The sequence below is a fragment of the Streptomyces sp. NBC_01237 genome (assembly GCF_035917275.1).
In the GTDB taxonomy this organism is placed as follows: domain Bacteria; phylum Actinomycetota; class Actinomycetes; order Streptomycetales; family Streptomycetaceae; genus Streptomyces.
The window spans coordinates 4,543,436-4,562,571 of record NZ_CP108508.1 but is presented as its reverse complement, the minus strand read 5'-3'; the positions used below and the strand labels follow the sequence as shown (position 1 = coordinate 4,562,571).

Annotated in this window: 14 protein-coding genes; 6 read left to right on the top strand and 8 right to left on the bottom strand. The window is 70.5% G+C overall.

The annotated features are described in order from the left end of the window. Positions 1-7: 7 nt before the first annotated feature. From OG251_RS20025 to OG251_RS20015, 3 genes are read right to left on the bottom strand one after another with little or no spacing between them, the layout of a single operon-like run. Positions 8-919 carry an ABC transporter ATP-binding protein gene (locus tag OG251_RS20025; RefSeq protein WP_073727614.1) on the bottom strand — a complete coding sequence of 304 codons (912 nt, stop codon included), beginning with the start codon at positions 917-919 and terminating at the stop codon, positions 8-10. After that, on the bottom strand, positions 916-1,824 hold the full coding sequence (locus tag OG251_RS20020; RefSeq protein WP_326678475.1) for an ABC transporter permease: 909 nt from the start codon (positions 1,822-1,824) through the stop codon (positions 916-918). Before OG251_RS20020 ends, OG251_RS20025 begins: the two co-directional genes overlap by 4 nt. Then, entirely contained in the window at positions 1,814-2,875 is a 1,062-nt protein-coding gene (locus OG251_RS20015; protein WP_442818350.1) for an ABC transporter ATP-binding protein, read from the bottom strand. The genes OG251_RS20020 and OG251_RS20015 overlap by 11 nt, the downstream gene beginning before the upstream one ends. A 304-nt stretch (positions 2,876-3,179) precedes the next feature. Here OG251_RS20015 and OG251_RS20010 point away from each other — a divergent pair, with 304 nt between their 5' ends. The 6 genes from OG251_RS20010 (at position 3,180) to OG251_RS19985 (ending at position 9,544) form a co-directional block, all read left to right on the top strand. Further along, complete coding sequence (locus OG251_RS20010; RefSeq protein ID WP_326678474.1) at positions 3,180-4,031, top strand: M24 family metallopeptidase; 852 nt, start codon at positions 3,180-3,182, stop codon at positions 4,029-4,031. Beyond that, positions 4,028-5,800: an SDR family oxidoreductase gene (locus tag OG251_RS20005; RefSeq protein WP_326678473.1), complete on the top strand. Its 1,773-nt coding sequence runs from the start codon at positions 4,028-4,030 to the stop codon at positions 5,798-5,800. The genes OG251_RS20010 and OG251_RS20005 overlap by 4 nt, the downstream gene beginning before the upstream one ends. Positions 5,801-5,925: 125 nt before the next feature. Then, positions 5,926-6,834 carry a MerR family transcriptional regulator gene (locus OG251_RS20000; RefSeq protein WP_326681324.1) on the top strand — a complete coding sequence of 303 codons (909 nt, stop codon included), beginning with the start codon at positions 5,926-5,928 and terminating at the stop codon, positions 6,832-6,834. 148 nt (positions 6,835-6,982) lie between these two features. Then, entirely contained in the window at positions 6,983-7,525 is a 543-nt protein-coding gene (locus OG251_RS19995; RefSeq protein ID WP_326678472.1) for an RNA 2'-phosphotransferase, read from the top strand. 157 nt (positions 7,526-7,682) lie between these two features. Then, positions 7,683-8,579 (top strand): LLM class flavin-dependent oxidoreductase, encoded by an 897-nt coding sequence (locus OG251_RS19990; protein WP_326678471.1) that lies wholly within the window; start codon positions 7,683-7,685, stop codon positions 8,577-8,579. 119 nt (positions 8,580-8,698) lie between these two features. Continuing rightward, positions 8,699-9,544, top strand: coding sequence for a Cof-type HAD-IIB family hydrolase (locus OG251_RS19985; RefSeq protein ID WP_326678470.1), 846 nt, complete (start codon positions 8,699-8,701; stop codon positions 9,542-9,544). A gap of 57 nt (positions 9,545-9,601) precedes the next feature. Here OG251_RS19985 and OG251_RS19980 read toward each other — a convergent pair whose 3' ends face one another. The 5 genes from OG251_RS19980 to OG251_RS19960 all read right to left on the bottom strand — a co-directional run bounded on the left by OG251_RS19980 (position 9,602) and on the right by OG251_RS19960 (position 18,903). Continuing rightward, positions 9,602-10,813 (bottom strand): M23 family metallopeptidase, encoded by a 1,212-nt coding sequence (locus tag OG251_RS19980; protein ID WP_442818349.1) that lies wholly within the window; start codon positions 10,811-10,813, stop codon positions 9,602-9,604. A gap of 81 nt (positions 10,814-10,894) precedes the next feature. Continuing rightward, the gene (locus OG251_RS19975) at positions 10,895-12,601 is read right to left on the bottom strand and encodes a sensor histidine kinase (RefSeq protein ID WP_326678469.1); all 1,707 of its coding nucleotides are present in this window, start codon (positions 12,599-12,601) and stop codon (positions 10,895-10,897) included. A 48-nt stretch (positions 12,602-12,649) separates the two neighbouring features. Then, positions 12,650-16,312, bottom strand: a complete 3,663-nt coding sequence (gene cydD, locus OG251_RS19970; protein WP_326678468.1) for a thiol reductant ABC exporter subunit CydD — start codon at positions 16,310-16,312, stop codon at positions 12,650-12,652. Between the two features lie 59 nt (positions 16,313-16,371). Further along, positions 16,372-17,373: a cytochrome d ubiquinol oxidase subunit II gene (cydB, locus tag OG251_RS19965; RefSeq protein WP_326678467.1), complete on the bottom strand. Its 1,002-nt coding sequence runs from the start codon at positions 17,371-17,373 to the stop codon at positions 16,372-16,374. Positions 17,374-17,391: 18 nt separating this feature from the next. Further along, positions 17,392-18,903, bottom strand: coding sequence for a cytochrome ubiquinol oxidase subunit I (locus tag OG251_RS19960; protein WP_326678466.1), 1,512 nt, complete (start codon positions 18,901-18,903; stop codon positions 17,392-17,394). Positions 18,904-19,136 lie beyond the last annotated feature (233 nt).

Below are 19,136 nucleotides of genomic sequence, written 5' to 3'. Positions count from 1 at the left end.
CCACTACTCAGGCCGCTACGAGATAGGAAAAGACCGATTCGAGGGACTCGTCGGACGGCGAAACGGTCAGCAGCCGGATGCCCTGTTCCCGTGCCACCCTGGGCAGCAGTTCGGTGAAGCGCCCGAAGTCGACGGCCTGGATCCGCAGCGCCTTTTCGCTCAGGTCGACCTCGATCCCCGCCGTGGACGGGTCGGCGATGAGTGCGGCCGCGAGGGCCCGGTCGTCGCTGGACCGTACGAGATACCGGTGCGGCCGGTCCGTCATCAGGCGGCGGATCTTCCGGAAGTCACCGGACGCGGCATGCCGCCCCGCCACGATCACCTCGATGTGTGTGGCGAGCTGCTCGACCTCTTCGAGGATGTGGGAGGAGAACAGGACCGTGCGCCCCTCCGCCCCCATCTGTCGCAACAGCTCCATCAGCTGCATCCGCTGACGCGGGTCCATGCCGTTGAACGGCTCGTCCAGCAGCAGCACGGACGGCTCGTGAACCAGCGCGGACGCCATCTTCACGCGCTGGCGCATGCCCTTGCTGTACGTCGAGATCTTGCGGTCCTGCGCGTACTCCATCTGAACCGTCGCCAGCGCCCGCTGCGCCTCCGCGGCCCCCAGGCCCTGGAGTTCGGCGTTGGCGACGACGAACTCCTGGCCGGTCAGGAAGTCGTACATGCCCTCGCGTTCCGGGACGATGCCGATCTGCTGGTAGACCGCCTCGTTGCGCCAGATCGGCGCCCCGTCGAGCGTGACCGTGCCCGTCGACGGGGCGAGGAACCCGGCCATCATGTTGATCAGCGTGGACTTCCCGGCACCGTTGGGCCCGAGCAGCCCGGTGACACCCGGCCCCACCGTCATGCTCACGTCGTTGACGGCGACCACATTGCCGAACCAGCGCGAGGTGTGGTCGATCTCGATGGTGGTCACAGCCCGACCCTCCGGTAACGGCGCATCAGGACGGCGTACGAGCCGGCGACGAGCGCGAGAACAACGATCAGATAGACCACCCCGGTGCCCGTCCCCGGGCCTTCCCCGGAGGGGAAGGACGAGGTGGCGCCGAGGAACGCGGTCTGGACGCCGTCGATCAGTGTGATCGGCGAGAAGAGCCCCATCCACTGGACGGCTCCGGTGGACCCCGTCTCCCAGGCGATGGCCTGGACCGTGGACACCGCACCGTAGGAGATGGTCAGCACCGCGATCACCGCGGCGACACCGAACCCGCGGCGCGGGGTCAGCGCGGCCATCACCAGGCCGAGACCGGCGAACAGGACGGACAGCAGCGCCACCGACACCAGCCCCTGGCCGAACCACTTGGTCTGATCGGCGAAGTCGAACTTCGCGAGCAGGGAGCCCACGTACAGGATGAGCAGCGGCGTCCCGGTGAGCACGAACAGCGCCGATGCCATGGCCGCGAACTTGGCGACGACGTAGTCGACCCGTTCGATCGGCCGTGAGAAGTACAGGGGCACGCTCTTGAAGCGGAGGTCCCTGGAGACCGCCTGTGGCGCCTGCGCGGCGATGAAGAGGCCGATGACCGCCTGCAGATAGATCGCGTACGCCGTGTACTTGACCACCAGCTTCGACGCGTCCGGAGTGGCCATGGAGACCGCCACGAGGATCGCCGCGACGAGGGCCATCACACCGAACAGCAGCATCGGCAGCACCTTGGACTTGGCGGAACGGCCCAGTCCGAAGGAGCCCCGGAGGGTCTGCGAGTAGAGCGAGCGCCGCGCGTAGGCGCGGCCCAGACGCGGGCCGTCGTACGAGCGGTACCCGATGTTGTGGATCCGGGAGGTGTCGCTCCCGGTCACGGCCCCGGTCTCAGTGCTCATCGCGACCGTTCCCCTTCTGTTCTCCGGCCCCGGCGGCCACGGAGGCGGTCTGCTCCGCGGTCCGTGCCGCGGGAGCCTGTTCGGTACGGAACACCTCGGCGATGTGGTGGCGCCGCTGCTCCATCCGTACGAGGCCGAGTCCGAGCCCGGCGACGCTGTCGCGGACGATGTCGTACGTCTCCTCGCCGGTCGCCTCGACCAGCAGGATGTGGCCCGCGCCGGGCAGTCCTTCGGCGTCGAGACCGTCGTGGCCGATGAGCGCGACCCCGGCCGCGGCGAGCGCCTGTCGCAGGGCGTCCGTGCCGTCGGGGTGGGTGTCGCTGTCGGTCACCTCGACCGCGAGGGTGGTGGTGGTCTGGGTGAAGTCGCTGGTGGAACTGGACCTCAGCAGGGCGCCGCCGTCGATGACGACGACATGGTCGCAGGTGCGTTCCAGCTCGCCCAGGAGGTGCGAGGTGACCAGCACGGAGATACCGAAGTCGGTGTGGATCCGGCGGATCAGGCCGAGCATCTCGTCACGGCCGACCGGGTCCAGGCCGTTGGTCGGCTCGTCGAGGAGGACCAGTTTCGGGTCGTGGACCAGTGCCTGGGCCAGCTTCACGCGCTGCTTCATACCGGTCGAGTAGCCGCCGATGGGGCGGTAGCGCTCTTCGTACAGGCCCACGTGGCGCAGCGTGTCGGCGGTACGCTCGCGCGCCGCGGTCGGCGGCAGCCCGGACATCCGGGCCATGTGCACGACGAACTCGGTCGCCGAGACGTCCGGCGGCAGGCAGTCGTGCTCGGGCATGTAGCCCACCCGTTCCCGGATGGCGGCGCCGCTGGTCGCGACGTCGAGCCCGAGCACTGCGGCCCGGCCCTCGGTGGCGGGGGAGAGACCCAGCAGGATCTTGATCAGTGTGGACTTGCCGGCTCCGTTGGAACCCACCAGGCCGGTCACACCGGGTCCGATGTCCAAGGAGAGCCGGTCAAGCGCGGTCACCCGGGGGAACCGCTTGCTCAGGCTTTCGGTCGCGATCACAGTCACGTCTACGAAGGTAGTGGTGCGCACCACAGAGGTCGTCAGCCCTGGCGGCTGGTTCCGCCTCAGACTCCAGACGTAGGGACCCGTAGGGGGACCCCACGGAAGAGGAGTCACGAACCTGCGCCGGGGCCGGGGGCGATCGTGCGCCGGGGCCGGGGAACAACCTGTGCCGGGGCCGGGAATCGATCGTGTGCCAGGCCCGGAACCACGCGGCCGAGGGGTTGTCCACAGGTCGGCGCACGCCTCTTGACGTAGCCGCTGGACATTGTCACATTCATCAGTGTCACGTTACGGGCACGTACCGCACACGGCAGGGAACGGACGGTGGCACGGCATGGCCTCGGCGGTGAAGGACGCAACAGCCCTGGAGCTCCAGGGGTTCAGAGAGGTGCAGCGCCTCGCCTACGACTGCGCGGAGGCGGTCGCGGGCCAGCTCAGGCCGGGCGTGACGGAGCGCGAGGCGGCGCGGATGCAGCGCGAGTGGCTGCGCGAGCGGGGGGTGCGGGACTGGTTCCATCTCCCCTTCGCCTGGTTCGGGGACCGTACGGCGTTCGCCGGCTTCAAGGTGCCGCTGCAGTTCTTCCCCACCAACCGGAAGCTGGAGCCGGGAATGCCGTTCATTCTCGACATGGCCCCGGTGTACAAGGGATTCACGGCGGACATCGGGTATTCCGGCTGTCTCGGTCTGAGCCCCCTGCACGACAAGCTGCTGGCCGATCTGGAAGCCCATCGCGACCTGATCCTGCGCGAGGTGCGCGAACGCCGCTCGCTGCGCGCGATCTACGAGGACGTGGAAGGCCTCATGATCAGACAGGGCTACGCGAACCGGCACCGCGCCTACCCCTTCGGCGTCATCGCCCACAAGGTGGACCGCGTGGAAGAACGCCGCTGGTCCCCCCATGTCCTCGGGTTCGGAACCCAGTCGCTCAAGGGCCTGTTGAGCGACGCGCTGCACGGACACCGGGACGGCTGGTCGCCGCTGTGGAGTCCGTACAGCTTCTCCGACCATCCACCGCGGCCCGGACTGTGGGCGGTGGAACCCCACCTCGGATTCCGGGGTACGGGCGCCAAGTTCGAGGAGATCCTGGTCGTCACCGACTCCCGGGACCCCGAGGAGAGCGCCTTCTGGCTGGACGACGATCTGCCGCACGTGCGGCGCTGGGCCGAGGAGAAGGTGGCGGCGTGAATCTGTCAGGAGCGCGTGAGCGCTGGGTCCGCACCGGCGGAATCGAGCTGTGCGTGGCCGAGTTGGGCGACGAGAAGCAGCCGACCGTGGTGCTGGTGCACGGCTACCCGGACAGCAAGGAGGTCTGGTCGGACGTCGCCGTGCGGCTGGCCGAGCGATGGCACGTCGTGCTCTACGACGTGCGGGGGCACGGCAGGTCGACGGCGCCGAAGCCGCTGCGCGGCGGCTTCACACTGGAGAAGCTCACGGACGACTTCCTGGCGGTCGCGGACGCGGTCAGCCCGGACCGGCCGGTGCATGTGGTGGGCCACGACTGGGGTTCGGTCCAGTCCTGGGAGTTCGCCACGGTCACGCGCACGGAGGGCCGGATCGCCTCCTTCACCTCGATGTCCGGCCCTTCCCTGGACCACTTCGGGCACTGGATAAAACAGCGGATGACCCGCCCGACCCCCCGGCGCGTCGGCCAGCTCCTCGGCCAGGGAGCCAAGTCCTGGTACGTGTACATGCTGCATACGCCGGTCCTGCCGGAGCTCGCCTGGCGCGGGCCGCTGGGCAAGCGGTGGCCCCGGATCCTGGAGCGGATGGAGAAGGTGCCCGCGGGCGACTATCCGACGGCCTCCCTGCCGAACGACGCGGCACACGGCGCCTGGCTCTACCGCGACAATGTCCGCGCCCGGCTGCGCAGGCCGCGCGCCGACGCCTACGCCCATGTACCGGTCCAGCTCATCACGCCGACCGGCGACATCTTCCTCTCGGAGAAGCTCTACGACCAACTGGAGCACTGGGTACCCCAGTTGGTACGCCGATCCCTGCCGGCCAAGCACTGGGTACCGCGCACCAGGCCGGACCAGCTGGCGTCCTGGGTCAGTGAGTTCGTCGCGGCGAACGAGACGGCCCGCCGGGAGGGCATGCCGGTGCAGGACACGGTGGCGAAGGGGGCGTACGCCGACCGGTTCGGCGGACAGCTCGTCCTGATCACGGGCGCGGCGGGCGGCATCGGCCGGGCCACCGCCTTCGCCTTCGCCGAGGCGGGTGCCAGGGTGGTGGCCGTGGACCGTGACGCCGAAGGGGCTGCCCGGACGGCGGAGATGGCCCGGCTCATCGGCGCCCCGGCCGCCTGGGGCGAGGCCGTCGACGTGAGCGACGAACAGGCGATGGAGAAGCTCGCGGAGAAGGTCGCCGCGGAGTACGGAATCGTCGACGTCCTGGTGAACAATGCCGGGATCGGGCTGTCGGGCTCCTTCCTGGAGACCACCAGCGAGGACTGGAAGAACGTCCTGGACGTCAATCTGTGGGGGGTCATCCACGGCTGCCGCGTCTTCGGCAAGCAGATGGCCGACCGCGGGCAGGGCGGCCACATCGTCAACACGGCCTCCGCGGCGGCCTACCAGCCCTCCAGGGCACTTCCCGCCTACAGCACGTCCAAGGCGGCCGTGCTGATGCTGAGCGAATGCCTGCGGGCAGAGCTGGCGGAGCGATCGATCGGGGTCAGCGCGATATGCCCCGGCATCGTCAACACCAACATCACCGCGACCACGCACTTCGCGGGGGCCGACGCGGCGGAGGAGAAGCGCCTCCGGCAGCGGACCAGCCGGCTCTACGGGCTCCGCAACTACCCGCCGGAGAAGGTCGCCGACGCCATCCTCAAGGCCGTGGTGCGCAACCAGGCGGTGGTACCGGTGACGCCGGAGGCCCGGGGCGCCCGGCTGCTGTCCAGGATCAGCCCCGGGGTGCTGCGCGGGATCGCCCGGTTGAAGCCGCCGCTGTGAGCGGGCCGAGCGTGTCTTCGGCGACGGAGGACCGGGCACGGCCGGCTGCCGGGACGGCTGCGGGCAGCCGGACGGAACCGGGCGCCCGCGCCGTCACGGGCAGCCGGGCCGGCGCCGAGTACCGGATCGAGGATCTGGCGCATGCGAGCGGCGCCACCGTCCGCACGATCCGTGCCTACCAGGACCGCGGGCTGCTGCCGACACCGGAGCGGCGCGGGCGGGCCAATGTGTACCGCGAGACGCATCTGGCCCGGCTGCGGCAGATCGCCGATCTCCTGGACCGCGGCTACACCCTGGCCAGCATCAAGGAGCTGCTGGAGGCATGGGACGCGGGGCGCGGTCTCGGCGGAGTGCTCGGGCTGGTCGCCGAGGTGCACGGGCCGTGGACGGACGAGGAGGCCGACCGGATCTCCCGGGCCGAGCTCGATGTCAGGTTCGGCGGTGCCCAGGACGACGAAGCGGTAGCGGAGGCGGTGGAGCTCGGGGTACTGGAACGCGTCCCGGGCCGGGACGACGAATTCCTCGTACCGAGCCCCCAGGAGCTGGCCGTGGCGGTCGAGTTGCACGCCGCCGGTGTCCCCCTGCCCGCAATCTCCGCTCACTTGCGGGAACTTCGCGGCCAGGTCGAGCACATAGCGGCACGTTTCCTGGAGTTCACCACCGAGCATGTCTTCGCCCGCTACCTCGGCCACCGTCCCCCGACGGACTCCGACGCGGCGGAGGCGGCCTCCATGGTGCGACGGCTCCGGCCGCTCGCCCAGCAGACGGTGGACGCCGAACTGGCGCGGGCGATGCGGACCTTCGCGACCCGCCACCTGCACCACCACCTCGGGACCGAGGAGTCGTTCATCAACGGTCAGCCCCGTCCGGTGCTCCTGCCCGCCGCCACAATGGAGGCTGTCCAGGACCTTGTTGGCCGGGACAACGTGGCGGCCTTCGTCACGGCCGCTGCCGAACGTGAGGTGCAGGCCAGGACATTGGACGCACTTGCCTCATCTCACGCAGAAGCTAGGAAAGTTGATCAAATGGACTAAACCGCAGTCCACTTGTCCACAGAATCATCAAATTGCCTGTGGATAACCCGAGTTGGCTGTGGATCAAACCTGGGGAAGGAAATTTCTGCCGCGAACTTCGCATGAAATCCGGATGCACCGGGACACGCGTCACGGGCACTCTGACGTGATGGACGAAGCCCGCACCGTGAAGGTGTCCAAGTACCTCTCGAAGCATCTCCGGCACCGGCCCGAGCGCATCGGGATCACCCTCGACGCCAACGGCTGGGTCGCCGTCGACGAGCTGCTGCGGGCGACGGCGCGCAACGGCTTCGCCGTCACCCGTGCCGAACTCGACCACGTCGTCGCCGCCAACGACAAGCAGCGCTTCACGGTGGACGGAGAGCGGATCCGCGCCAATCAGGGCCACACCGTCGCCGTGGACCTCGGCCTGCCGCCTGCCGAGCCGCCCGCGTACCTCTACCACGGCACCGTCGCCCGGGTGCTGGACACGATCCGCAGCGAAGGTCTGCTGCCCATGGACCGCCACCATGTGCACCTGTCGTCCGACCGTGAGACGGCGACGCGTGTCGGCGCCCGCCGCGGGCGGCCCGTCGTCCTCTCCGTGGACGCGGGGGCGATGCACCGTGCGGGTCATACGTTCCGGGTCAGCGCCAACGGGGTCTGGCTCACGGACGCCGTCCCGCCGCAGTTCCTGCGCCTGCCCGGCTGACGCGGCGCGAACGCCGCCCGACAGCCCGGCGCCGTACACCTGCGCGGGGAGGTACCGGCCGGGCTCGGCTACGGCGTCCCGCCGGGGCGACCGGCGGCACCACCTGTCGGGGATGCCCGCCACGCGTATCGGCGGCCGCGGCCGTATCGTCGGGGCCATGCGTCTGAGCACTGTCATTCTGCCCATCTACCGCTGGACCGAAGGCCGTCAGGTCTGGCAGCGCGCCGAGGAGCTTGGCTTCCACGCCGCCTACACCTACGACCACCTGTCCTGGCGGACCTTCCGTGACGGTCCGTGGTTCGGTGCGATTCCGACCCTGACCGCGGCGGCCGCCGCCACCGAGCGGCTGCGTCTCGGCACCCTCGTCACCTCGCCCAACTTCCGCCATCCGGTGACGCTCGCCAAGGACCTGATCACCCTGGACGATGTCTCCGGCGGACGGATCACGCTGGGGATCGGCGCGGGTGGCAATGGATTCGACGCCACGACCCTGCGCCGGAGCGACGAGGAACCGTGGACTCCGCGCGAACGGGCGGACCACTTCGGCGAGTTCGTGCCGCTCCTCGACAAGCTGCTGCGCGAGCCCTCGGTGACGTACGAGGGCGAGTTGTACGCGGCGAACGAGGCCCGGAACATTCCGGGCTGCGTACAGCGCCCCCGGCTGCCGTTCGCGGTCGCCGCCACCGGCCCGCGCGGGCTGAGGCTCGCCGCGCGGTACGGCCAGGCGTGGGTGACCACCGGCGACCCCAAGGTGTTCGAGACCGGGACCCCCGAGGAGTCCGTGGCAGCCATCCGCGGCCAGTTCACGAAGCTCGGCGCCGCCTGCGAGAGCGTCGGCCGGGACGTGGCGGAACTGGACAAGGTCCTGCTCACCGGTTTCACCCCGGACCGCCCGCTGGAGTCGCTCGACGCGTTCGTCGACTTCGCCGGAACCCACTTCGCGCTGGGCTTCACCGAGATCGTGCTCCACTGGCCGGTCCAGGAATCGGACTTCGCGGCGGACGAGAAGGTCTTCGAGCAGATCGCCACCGACGCGCTGGCCCAGCTCGGCTGATCAGCACAGCGGCTCATTTCCGGCATATGCCGGAGGGATGTTCCGCAGCTCAGGGGCGCGCATCCTCAGATGTGCGCCCCTGCGCACGCCCGTGCACCTTCGTACGCGAGAATGAGGCGGTGACCTCAGCTACCGATTCGCCTCTGCCTGCCCTGACCCGGCTGATCGCCACCGACCTGGACGGCACGCTGCTGCGCGACGACAAGACCGTGTCCGACCGCACCGTCGCCGCCCTCGCCGCCGCCGAGGAGGCCGGGATCGACGTCTTCTTCGTCACCGGCCGGCCCGCCCGCTGGATGGATGTGGTGAGCGACCACGTCCACAGCCACGGCCTGGCGATCTGCGCGAACGGTGCGGCGGTGGCCGACCTGCGTGCCGACGGCGAGCTGCTCACGGTCCACCCCCTGGAGCGCGACGCCGCCCTCCACGTCATCCGCACCCTGCGTGAACGCGCCCCCGGCACCTCCTTCGCCGTCGAACTGACCACCGGCATCAACTACGAACCGGCCTACCCGCCGTTCCACCTGGACCCGGGTGCCACGGTGGCCGTCGCCGAGAAGCTGCTCCACGAGGACGCGCCGGGCGCCGGTGCCCCCGTGCTGAAGATCCTCGCCCACCACACCGAGCTCGCCCCCGACGACTTCCTCGCGCTGGCCCGTACGGCCGCCGGGGACCATGCCTCCTTCACCCGCTCCAGCCCTTCCGCGCTCCTGGAGGTCAGTGGGCTCGGGGTCTCCAAGGCCAGCACGCTCGCGGACTGCTGTGCGCGGCGCGGCATCTCGCCCGCCGAGGTCGTGGCCTTCGGTGACATGCCCAACGATGTGGAGATGCTCAGCTGGGCGGGTGCCTCGTTCGCGATGGGCAACGCCCACCCGGCGGCCGTGGCCGCCGCGTCGGGCACCACGCTCACCAACAACGAGGACGGCGTCGCGGTCGTCATCGAACGGATCCTCGCCGCCCGCTGACGTCGCCCGTCCGGGCCTGGGGCGGAGAAACGGCCACTGCCCGTCGGCCCGGACCCGTCAGATCCGCACGCCGTGCTCGCGCAGCCAGCGTGCCGGATCGACGCCGGAACCCAGCTGAGGGGTGAGCCGGACCTCGAAGTGGAGGTGCGGGCCGGTGGAGTTTCCCGTGGTGCCCGACTGCCCCACCCACTGACCCGCCCGCACCCGCTCCCCCTGGTCCACGGTGACGCCCGCCAGATGCGCGTACTGGGTGAAGTAGCCGCCCGTATGCCGCACCAGTACCTCGATGCCGAACGCGCCACCGCAGGAGACCGAGGCCACCCGGCCCGCCCCGACGGAACGCACCGGCGTGCCGATGTCCACGGCGAAGTCCTGCCCGGTGTGCCGGCGCGTCCAGTGCTCGCCGACGCTGTCGAACCCCGCCGACAGCTCGTACGTCTCCACCGGTGTCACCCAGCTCCGGTCGTCGGCCGGGCCGCCCGGCCGCTCGACACGTACGGCCCCCGAGCACTTCCCGGCCGCCACGCTGCGGTCCGCCTCCCCCTGGAGCTGCCACTGGGCCGACTCCAGCCTGGCCGCGATGCCCCGCTTGACGGCGGCCAGCCGGATCGTGCGTACCTCCAGTTCGTGCCAGGCCCGCCGGGCCCGCCGCTCGCCTGCGGCCAGGTCGCGTTCGGCGCTCCGGGCCCGTTCCAGCAGCCGGGCCACCGCCCGCTCCGCCTGCCGGGCCAGCCGGTGCCCGCGCAACAGCTCGTCCGGGTCGTCGGCGAGCAGGAGCCGAGCGGCGTACGAGAGGCCGCCTCCGCCGCCGCGGTACTGGGCGCGGGCGACCCGACCCAGGTCCGAGCGAACAGCCGCGAGGGTCCGCCGCTGCGCCGTGAGCCGTCTCTCGTAACGGCGCGCCGTCGCACGTTGCACGGCGGCGGAGCGCCTGCCCCGCTCGTACGCCTCGGTGGCCCTGGCGGCCTCCTCGTACAGCCGGGCGACCACGGCACCCGCGCCGGGCCGGGGATCGGAAGGGCCGGACGGACCGGGAGCACGGGAAACACCGGGCGGCCCCGAAAGACCCGAAGAACCGGGAGAACCTGAAGAACCCGGAGGACCGGCAGTTCGCGGACGCCGCTCCCCTTCGGCGGCCATCGCGTCGGCTCCCGGCACGGCGGGCAACGTCAGCAGGACGAGCAGAGCACAGACCAGCAGGACGACGAGTCGGTCACGGCGACGGCGACGCCAGCGACAGCGACAGCGACACAGTGCGGCGGAACGCATCTTCGGATCGTCGCCCCCGGCCGCCACGATTCCCGGGACCCCGAGGCGTCGTACGGCCGGTCGGCCTACTCCCCCCGACCGTCAGAGCGGGGCCTCCCACACCACCGTCGTACCACCGCCGTCCTCCCCGATCCCCGGGCCGAACCAGCTCGCCCCGCCCAGGGACTCGGCACGGCGGGCCAGGTTGCGCAGTCCGCTGCGGCGCCCGTCCTGCGGAATGCCCACCCCGTCGTCGGCGACCGAGAGGCGTACCGCGTCGCGCCCGTCCGGCAGGGTGGCCGTCGCGTCGACGACCACGTCGATGAGGGAGGCGTTCGCGTGCCGGAAGGCGTTGGACAGCGCCTCGCGCAGGGCCGCGATGAGGTTCTTCCCGGTGAGTTCACCGACGAGTGAATCGACGGGGCCGAGAAAGCGGTGCGACGGCTTGAAGCCCAGCGGGACCGCCGCCATGTTGATCTCGCGCAGCACGCGGGTGCGCAGTCCCGACGGGGCCTCGGCCGGTTCCTGCTGGAGCGCGAAGATGGCGGTACGGATCTCCTGGATGGTCACGTCCAGTTCGTCGACCGCCCGGCCGACGCCGGTCTGCACCTCGGGGACCTCCGACCGGCGCTGCGCGCTCTCCAGCATCATCCCGGTGGCGAACAGCCGTTGGATGACCAGGTCGTGGAGGTCGCGGGCGATCCGGTCGCGGTCCTCGTAGACGGCGAGCCGTTCCCGGTCCCGCTGTGCTTCGGCCATCATCAGCGCGAGCGCCGCCTGGGAGGCGAACTGGGTGGCCAGCGTCCGTTCCGTCTCCGTGAAGGGACGCCCGCCCCGGGCCCGTGGGGTGGCCAGCGCGCCGAGGACCCGGCCCCCGCTGTGCAGCGGCAGCATCATGCTGGGGCCGAACCGGCCGGCCAGCCTGGTGATCATGCGGGAGTCGGTGGCCGAGTCGTCCATGAACACCGCGTCACCGTCGAGCAGGGCCGCCACCACCGTGCTCTCCGCCGGAATGATCACACCGAGGGCCGCGGAGGGGTCGTCGGCGGAGACGGCGACGATCTCCAGACCGCCCTCCTCGGCGGGCAGCAGCACGATTCCGGCGGCGGAGTCGGCGAGATGGCGGGCCTGCTCGGCGACGACGGCCAGGGCGTCGTCGGCGTCGCCACCGGAGAGCAGCGCGGTGGTCACGGCCACCGAGCCGTCGATCCACCGCTCGCGCTGCCGCGCCGCCTCGTAGAGGCGGGCGTTGCCGATGGCGATCCCCGCCTCCGTGGCGAGCACCCGCACCATGTGCAGGTCGTAGTCGCTGAACTCGCCCCCGTCGTGCTTCTCGGTCAGATAGAGATTGCCGAAGATCTCTCCCTGTACGCGGATGGGCACGCCGAGGAAGGTCCGCATCCGGGGATGGCCGGGCGGGAATCCGGCGACCCGGGGATCGGCCGTCAGATCGGCCAGCCGGACGGGGACAGGATCGTGGATCAGCGCGCCCAGAAGGCCACGGTGCCCGTCGGGGCGGCGCCCGATCTCCCGGGCCACCTCGTCCGGAACCCCGAAGGTGACGAAGTCGGAGAGCCCTTCACCCGCTTCGTCCACGACGCCGATGGCGGCGTAGCGGGCGTGGGCGAGTTCGGCCGCCGTCTCGCAGATGCGGTCGAGCGTGGAGTGCAGTTCCAGGCCCGTGCCGACGGAACGCATCGCCTCCAGCAGTTGCGGGACACGGGCGGTGAGCTCGGTGGAGAGGCCCTGCAGGCTGCGGGTGGCCTGCGTCGCGGCTTCGAGTGAGTCCTTCGGGTCCTGCTCTGGCATGCACCGAGCCTAATTAGTACCGATTGGCAACGAAAGTCGGAACTCCCCTCAGGCCCCTGCCCGAACGGACGTCTCCGCCACGGACGCCTCCGCCATGGACGCCTCCTCCGCGGACGCCTCCTGCATGGACGGCTCCTCCTTGGACGCCTCCACCACCGGCACGGACTTCCGTGCGGGCTCCCCGACGCTCTCGCGCACCGTCTCCCGCTCGCGCTCCAGCATCCGGCGCAGCGGCCCCTCCTGCGCCACGAGCGCGGCGTACGGGCCACGCTGCACCACCCGGCCCGCGTCCATCACCAGCACCTCGTCGACGGCGTCCAGCCCTTCGATGCGGTGGGTGATCAGCACGGTCGTACGTCCCCGGGTCGCCGCCAGCAGGTCCGCGGTCAGGGCGTCCGCCGTTGCCAGGTCGAGGTGTTCCGCGGGCTCGTCGAGGACCAGGACGGGGAAGTCGGCGAGCAGCGCACGGGCCAGCGCGAGCCGCTGGCGCTGGCCGCCCGAGAGCCGCGCTCCGTGTTCGCCCACCAGGGTGTCCAGTCCGTCCGGCAGCCCTTCGGCCCAGTCCAGCAGCCGGGCTCCGGCCAGGGCCTCGCGCAGTTCGGCGTCGGTCGCCCCGGTACGGGCCAGCCGCAGGTTCTCGCGGATGGAGCTGTCGAAGACATGGGCGTCCTGGGCGCACAGCCCGACGAACGCGCGAACCGTGTCCCCCTCCAGCGCGCAGGCGTCGACTCCACCGACCCGGTACGTGCCCTCCCGGGCGTCCAGGAAGCGGAGCAGGACCTGGGCCAGCGTCGTCTTGCCCGCGCCGGAGGGCCCGACGACGGCGACACGCCGTCCGGGCACCAGCGTCAGGTCGACGGACTCCAGGGCGTTCCGCCCCGACCCCGCGTACCGGGCCGTCAGGCCCCGTACCTCCAGCGGGAAGGGTGAGGCGGGCGTCTCGGCCGGGCTCTCGGGTTCCCGCACCGGTACGGGGGCGTCCAGCACCTCGTGGACCCGCTCCGCGCTGCGCCTGACGCGCTGGCGGTACTGCACGGCGAGGGGCAGTCCGGTCACGGCCTCGAAGGCGGCGAGCGGGGTGAGCACCACGACCGCCAGCTCCACTCCCTCCAGCCGTCCGTCGTAGACCGCGGGTACGGCGACGAGGGCGGCGGCCACCACGGTGAGCCCGCAGATCAGGGCGGAGAGTCCACCGCCGAGCGCGGTCGCGGTCGCCGCCCGGGAGGCGATCCGGGTGAGGAGGCCGTCGGCCTCACGCACCCGGGCATGGCGGGCGGGCAGCGCCCCGGCGACGGTCAGTTCCGCCGTTCCGCCCAGCAGATCGGTGACACGGGTGGCCAGCTCGGCACGGGCGGGCGCGAGTTGACGCTCCGCGTGCCGGGCGCAGGCGCCGCTGACCAGCGGTACGCCCACCCCGGCGAGCAGCAGCCCGACGGCGAGCACCACGCCCGCCTCCGGGAGCAGCCAGGCGGTGAATCCGGCGGCGGCCGTTCCGACGAGCACCGCGGTCCCCGCGGGCAGCAGCCAGCGCAGCCAGTAGTCCTGCAGCGCGTCCACATCGGCGACGAGCCGGGACAGCAGGTCGCCGCGGCGCGTCGTGCGCAGTCCCGCGGGCGCGATGCGCTCAAGCCCGCGGTACACGGCCACGCGCAGCTCGGCGAGCATCCTGAGCACCGCGTCGTGGGAGACCAGGCGCTCGGCATAGCGGAAGACGGCCCGGCCGATGCCGAAGGCGCGGGTCGCGGTGACGGCGACCATCAGATAGAGCACCGGCGGCTGTTCGGAGGCGCGGGAGATCAGCCATCCGGAGACGGCCATGAGCCCGACGGCCGAGCCCACGGCGAGGCTGCCCAGCAACAGGGCGAGCGCCAGCTGACCGCGCTGCGCACCGGCGGCCTCCCGGACGCGGGCGAGCACCCGGCCCCCGGACCGGGGGGCGGTCTCGCGCAGCAGCGCGGGCTCGGGAAGGTCCACCGGGTCACCGGCGGCGAACGGTTCCTTACCGGCCGGACGCTGCGACGGTGCTACCGAGGCGTCCCGCTCTCCGTCGGCGGCCGTGGCGGCCCGCTCGGTGTGCTCACGCGGCTCCAGCGTCACCACACGGTCGGCGACCGCCAGCAGCGCCGGACGGTGCACGACCAGCAGCACGGTCCGCCCGGCCGCCAGCCGCCCGACCGCCTCGACGATGCCCGCCTCCGTCTCGCCGTCCAGGCTCGCGGTCGGCTCGTCGAGGAGCAGCAGCGGCCGGTCGGCGAGGAACGCCCGTGCGAGGGCGAGCCGCTGGCGCTGACCGGCCGAGAGCCCGGCACCGTCCTCTCCCAGCGGTGTCCGGACCCCTTCGGGCAGCTCCGCGACGAAGTCGTACGCTCCGGCGTCCCGCAGCGCCGTGGCCACGGCGTCGTCGTCCGCGTCCGGCCTGGCCAGACGCACGTTCTCGGCGATCGTGCCCGCGAAGAGGTGCGGACGCTGCGGCACCCAGGCGATCCGTTCGCGCCAGCGCTCGGGGGAGAGGTCGGCGAGGTCGGTGCCACCGACCCGCACCCGCCCCTCGTCGGGCACCGCGAAGCCCAGCACCACATTGAGGAGCGTGGACTTGCCGACGCCGCTCGGACCGACCAGGGCGACGGTCTCCCCCTGCTCCACGACCAGGGACGCGGCGTCGAGCGACGGTTCGCCACGGCCACCGTGCCGGACCGTCACATCCTCCAGCTCCAGCCGCAGCGACGCGGGGACGGCCCCGGTGCCGGCGGCCGGCGGCTCGGCCTCCAGGACCGAGAAGATCTCCTCGGCGGCCGAGAGTCCCTCCGCCGCCGCGTGGTACTGCGCCCCCACCTGCCGGATCGGCAGATATGCCTCGGGCGCGAGGATCAGGACCACCAGCCCGGTGTAGAGGTCGAGTTCCCCGTGCACCAGCCGCATCCCGATGGTGACGGCGACGAGCGCCACCGACAGCGTCGCCAGCAGCTCCAGGGCGAAGGAGGACAGGAACGCGATCCGCAGCGTCCGCATGGTGGCCCGGCGGTATTGAGAGGTGATCGTGCGGATCGATTCGGCCTGGGCCTTGGCCCGTCCGAAGACCTTCAGGGTCGGCAGCCCGGCGACCACGTCCAGGAAGTGCCCGGAGAGCCGGGACAGCAGCTGCCACTGACGGTCCATGCGGGACTGGGTGGCCCAGCCGATCAGGATCATGAAGAGCGGAATGAGCGGCAGCGTGACCACGATGATCGCGGCCGACACCCAGTCCTCGGTGACGATCCTGGCCAGGACCGCCACCGGCACCACCACCGCGAGCCCGAGCTGCGGCAGATAGCGCGCGAAGTAGTCGTCGAGGGCGTCGACCCCCCGGGTGGCCAGCGCCACCAGGGAGCCGGTGCGTTCCCCGCTCAGCCAGTCCGGGCCGAGCCGCGTGGCCCGTTCCAGGAGCCGGCCGCGCAGTTCGGACTTGACCGCCGCGCTCGCCCGGTACGCGGCCAGCTCGGTGAGCCAGGCGACGAGCGCCCGGCCCAGCGCGACCGCGGCGAGCAGAAGCAGTGGTGTGCGGAGTGCGGAGACCGTCATACGGTCCTCGAACCCGCCCACCACCACCTCGGCGATGAGCATGGCCTGGGCGATCACCAGCGTCGCACCGACCAGTCCCAGTGCCACCACGGCCGCCAGGAAGAAGCGGGTGGCCCTGGCGTACCGGAGCAGGCGCGGGTCGATCGGTTTCACGTGAAACATCTCCCAGAGGGCTCAGTGCGCGACGACACGTACACGTACACGCGCGTACGTCAGTGCGCGTCGGCGATGTGCTGCGTACCGATGCGCTTGCGGAACACCCAGTACGTCCACCCCTGGTACATCAGCACCACGGGCGTCGCGATCCCGGCACACCAGGTCATGATCTTCAAGGTGTACGGGGTGGACGAGGCGTTGGTGACCGTGAGGTTCCAGGCGTCGTTGAGCGAGGACGGCATGACGTTCGGGAAGAGCGTCAGGAAGAGCATGGCGACCGCCGCCGTGATCGTCACGCCCGAAAGTGCGAACGACCAGCCCTCGCGCCCCACCGCGATGGCGCCGATCGCACCGACCAGCGCCACCACGGCGATGATCATCGCGAGCAGGCTCCAGCTGTCGCCGTTGTCGGCCTGGGTCCACACCAGGAAGCCCAGCGCGAGCACCGCGGTGACCAGGCCCAGCTTGAGAGCGAGCTTGCGTGACCGCTCCCGGATGTCCCCGACCGTCTTGAGCGCGGCGAACACCGAGCCGTGGAAGGTGAACAGGAAGAGCGTGACCAGCCCGCCGAGGAGGGAGTACGGGTTGAGCAGGTCCCAGAAGTTGCCGACGTACTCCATGTCGGCGTCGATCTTCACGCCGCGCACGATGTTCCCGAACGCCACGCCCCACAGCAGTGCGGGGATCAGCGAGGTCCAGAAGATCGCGTTCTCCCAGTTGGTCTGCCACCTCTCCTCGGGCCGCTTGGCGCGGTACTCGAAGGCGACACCCCGCACGATCAGACAGAGCAGGATGATCAGCAGCGGCAGATAGAAGCCGGAGAACAGCGTGGCGTACCACTCCGGGAAGGCGGCGAAGGTCGCGCCTCCCGCGGAGAGCAGCCAGACCTCGTTGCCGTCCCAGACGGGCCCGATCGTATTGATCAGGACCCGCCGCTCCTTGCGGTCACGGGCCAGCAGCTTGGTGAGGACTCCGATCCCGAAGTCGAATCCCTCCAGGAAGAAGTAGCCGATCCAGAGGACGGCGATGAGCACGAACCAGACGTCGTGGAGTTCCATCTCTCAGCTCCTCTGCTCTCAGTAGGAGAAGGCCATCGGCCGGTCGGCGTCGTCTTCGTCATGACCGCCGATCTTGGTGGGCGGGTTGAGGTCGGCCTCCGTGAGTTCCGGCGGTCCGGCCTTGATGTACTTCACGAGCAGCTTGACCTCGATCACGGCGAGCACCGCGTAGAGCAGGGTGAAGATGGTCATCGAGGCGAAGACCTCGCCCTGCGAGACACCGGGGGAGACCGCGTCACGGGTCTGGAGCACGCCATAGACGACCCAGGGCTGACGCCCCATCTCGGTGAAGATCCAGCCCCAGGAGTTGGCGATCAGCGGGAAGAGCAGGGTCCAGAGCGCGACGATCCAGTAGAGCTTGGTGAGCTTCGGGCTCAGCGCCTTGTTCTTGAACAGGACCAGATGTGGCACTTCGTCCTCACCGGTACGCATCCCCGGTGGCAGCATGAACTTCTTCCGGGTCAGCCACAGCCCCAGGATGCCGAGGGCGAAGGACGCCATCCCGAAGCCGATCATCCAGCGGAAGCTCCAGAAGGCGACGGGAATGTTCGGCCGGTAGTCGCCGGGCCCGAACTTCTCCTGCTCGGCCTTGTTGATGTCGTTGATGCCGGGGACGTACGAGTTGAAGTCGTCGTCCGCGAGGAAGGACAGTATCCCCGGGATCGAGATCTCCACGGAGTTGTGGCCCTTGCTGACATCCCCGTACGCGAAGATCGAGAAGGGCGCCGAGTTCTGGCCGTCCCACAGCGCCTCGGCCGCCGCCATCTTCATCGGCTGCTGCTTGAACATCACCTTGCCCAGCAGGTCGCCGCTGACCGCGGTGAGCAGTCCGGCGATCACGACCGTGACCAGGCCCACCCGCAGCGAGGTCCGCATCACCGGGATGTGCTTCTTGCGCGCCAGGTGGAAGGCGGCGATGCCGACCATGAAGGCGCCACCGACGAGGAACGCCGCCGTGATGGTGTGGAAGAACTGGGTGAGCGCGGTGTTCTGCGTGAGCACGTGCCAGAAGTCGGTGAGCTCGGCGCGGCCGCGTTCCTTGTTGATCCGGTAGCCGACCGGGTGCTGCATCCAGGAGTTGGCCGCCAGGATGAAGTACGCGGAGAGGATGGTGCCGATCGAGACCATCCACATACAGGCGAGGTGGATCTTCTTCGGCAGCTTGTCCCAGCCGAAGATCCACAGCCCGATGAAGGTGGACTCGAAGAAGAACGCGATCAGCGCTTCGAAGGCGAGCGGTGCGCCGAAGATGTCGCCGACGAACCGTGAGTAGTCGGACCAGTTCATTCCGAACTGGAACTCCTGGACGATGCCGGTGACCACACCCATGGCGATGTTGATCAGGAAGAGCTTGCCCCAGAACTTGGTAGCCCTGAGGTACTTCTCGTTGCTCGTCCGGACCCAGGCGGTCTGCAGGCCGGCGGTGAGCGCGGCGAGCGAGATCGTCAGGGGGACGAAGAGGAAGTGGTAGACGGTGGTAATACCGAACTGCCATCGCGCCAGGGTCTCCGGCGCCAGAGCTAGGTCCACGTCGTCTTCTCCTTAGGTCGCCGTGGTCACAGCGGCAGCTTGCCCTGTTAATCCCGTCAATCACGGGACGAACCGTGACACGCTTGTGAACGCGTTCACATTCACAAGCATTATGGCGCACAGACTTTCGGGGCGTTCGTGCGGGGTACCCCTCTTCGGGCTTTCAGCACGATCCCCCCGCAATCCACCGGGAACGCCCCCGGACAGCACGGTGGCCCCGGACCCCGCAGGTC